The organism is Actinomadura soli (assembly GCF_005889715.1).
GTDB classification, from domain to species: Bacteria; Actinomycetota; Actinomycetes; order Streptosporangiales; family Streptosporangiaceae; genus Spirillospora; species Spirillospora soli.
Genome location: NZ_VCKW01000501.1, coordinates 1 through 2,520, shown reverse-complemented (window position 1 = coordinate 2,520; position 2,520 = coordinate 1). Strand labels below are relative to the sequence as shown.

General features: G+C 71.5%; 2 protein-coding genes. One reads left to right on the top strand and one right to left on the bottom strand.

Going from position 1 to position 2,520, the window contains the following annotated elements; genetic code table 11:
- Positions 1 to 120: 120 nt before the first annotated feature.
- Positions 121 to 1,443 (bottom strand): sensor histidine kinase, encoded by a 1,323-nt coding sequence (locus ETD83_RS41210; RefSeq protein WP_138650667.1) that lies wholly within the window; start codon positions 1,441 to 1,443, stop codon positions 121 to 123.
- A gap of 203 nt (positions 1,444 to 1,646) precedes the next feature.
- Here ETD83_RS41210 and ETD83_RS41205 point away from each other — a divergent pair.
- Positions 1,647 to 2,520 (top strand): LysR family transcriptional regulator (locus tag ETD83_RS41205; protein ID WP_138650666.1); only part of this gene is annotated, 874 nt, incomplete at its 3' end.

Here is a 2,520-nt window from a genome sequence, read left to right as displayed (position 1 = left end):
GTGGGGGCACGATCTAGCCCTCGACCTCGCACAGCGGGCCTGGTGATGAACAGTGCTCACCCACCGGTCGGCTTCATCAGCCACCGATCCTGCCTTCCCGGCCTGACCGATGCACCGCCATTAGGTGGTCTGGTCGCCCCGGTCTCTGGGGATTCGGAGGACGAAGCGGGCGCCCTTGGTGCTGTCCTCGATGGTGAGCGTCCCGCCGTGGAGCCGGGCGATCTCGCGGGCGATGGGAAGGCCGAGGCCGGTGCCGGCGGGATCGCGGGACTTGCTGGCCTCCAGCCGGGCGAACCGCTGGAAGACGAGGTCGCGGTCCTGCTCGGCGATGCCCGCGCCGTCGTCCAGGACCTCCAGGACGGCCACCGAGTCCTCGCGGCGGACGGTGATGTCGATCCGCGTCTCCGCGTGGCGCTCGGCGTTGTCCAGCAGGTTCGTCAGCAGCCGGACGAGCCGGAGCCGGTCGCCGAGCACCGTCACGCCCTCCTGGATGTGCGGGACGATCCGCTTCGTCCGGTCGGACCGCGCGACCTCGATCGTGACGAGCGCGCCGAGGTCGACGAGTTCGGTGTCCTGCCAGGCCGCGGCGTCCAGGCGGGCGAGCTGCAGGAGGTCCGTCACGATCGCCTGGAGGCGCTCCAGGCTCTGCAGGACGGCCCGTCCGGTCTTCGGCCAGTCGGTCTGGTCCGGATACAGCAGGGCCTCCTCGATCAGGGCGCGCGCGGCGGCGATGGGGCTGCGCAGGTCGTGGGACGCGTCCGAGGTGAAGCTGCGCTGCCGGGCCAGGGCGCTGTCGAGGCGGTCGAGGGTCGCGTTCGCCGCCTCGGCGAGCAGCCTGATCTCGTCCCGGTTCTCCGGGACCGTCACGCGCCGCCCCGACTGGCCGGCTGTGATCTCCGCGAGCTCGGCGCGGATCGCGTCCACCGGGGCGAGGGTCTGGTCGACCGTCCCCCAGGCGCGCAGGGACACGAGCAGAACGCCCAGGAGCGACACGCACACCAGGAACAGCATCAGGCTCGGATTGACGTACCAGGGGACGGTGGGGATCGCCGCGTAGACGATCCAGTCCCCGTTCGGCTGGTAGACGCGGATCGCGACCACCCACATGCAGCCGTTGAACCCGCGCGGCGGGCACAGGGCCCTGGTGGAGTAGATGTCCGTCTCCGCCGGCCGGAACCGGGCGATCGGGATGCCGTTCGACACCCGGTCGGTCCCCGCGATCACCCTGTGCCGGCTGTCCAGGAGTTGCAGGACGACCTCGTCCGGCCCGGCGAGCCCGCCCTGCAGCGCCGGTTCCCGCCTGATCTCGTAGGCGATCCGCAGGGCCGCGGCGGTGGCCTTGTTGCGCTGGTAGTCGCCCGCCTGGCCGCGCACGCCGACGACGATCAGGGTGATCAGGATGACGCAGATCAGAGCGGTGACCGTTCCGGCTATCACGGTCATCCGCACCCGTATGGACCATATGCGCCGTCCGCTCACCCGACCTCCCGCAGGTGAGGTAATCACCGTCCAGGGCGGAAACAGTCCTCCGAACAGCCGCAGAGCACCCAAGAGAGGCCAAAGAAATGGTGTGCCGTGCCGTCGGCCCGCCCCGGCCGCTCCAGAAGCGCTGGCGCTGGACGAGCACGCTGTTAGCATCGCCGGTTATGGAGCTGCGCCAGCTTGAGTACTTCGTGGCGGTGACGGAAGAGGCCGGCTTCACGAAGGCCGCGACCCGGTTGCACGTCGCCCAGCCGGGCGTGAGCGCCCAGATCAGGCAGCTCGAACGGGAACTCGGCCAGCCGCTGTTCGACCGGTCCGGGCGGACCGTCCGGCTGACCGAGGTGGGCGAGGCCGTCCTGCCCTACGCGCGGGCGGCGCTCGCGGCGGTCGAGGGGGCGCGGCTGTCGGTGGACGAGCTGACGGGCCTTTTGCGCGGACATGTCACGATCGGCACCATCGACTGGATCCAGTCCCTCGACCTTCCGGGCATGCTCGCCGGTTTCCACCGCGACCATCCGAATGTGGAAATCACGGTCATCCAGGAGAAGGCCGACAGCCTGACCGGCGGCTTGCGGGACGGACGGATCGATCTCGCGTTCCTCAGCATGGGCTCCGAACCGCCCGAGGAGCTCACGACCCGCGTCGTCATCGAGCAGGACCTCTACGCGGCCGTCGGGCACGGGCATCCGCTGGCCCGGCGGTCCACGATCCCCCTGCGCGCCCTCGCCGACGAGGACCTGATCTGCCTGCCGAAGGGCACCGGGCTGCGGACCGTCCTGGACGGGGCGTGCACCGACGCCGGTCTCAGCCCGCGCGTCGCGTTCGAGGCGGGCGAGCCGCCCGTGCTCGCACAGCTCGCCGCACACGGGCTGGGCGTGGCGATCCTCCCCGAGTCCGCCGCCCGCGCCCGGCCGGACGACCTGCACGCGATGCCGATCGTCCGGCCCCGGCTCAGCGGGCGGATCGCCCTAGCTTGGCGAACCGAGGGCCCCCGCAGCCCCGCTGCCCGCGCCCTGATCACCCGCGCCCGCGAACGCC

Coding starts and splice junctions, on each gene's coding strand:
- ETD83_RS41210 (WP_138650667.1), bottom strand. CDS start 1,443: ATGACCGTGATAGCCGGAACGGTCACCGCTCTGATCTGCGTCATCCTG.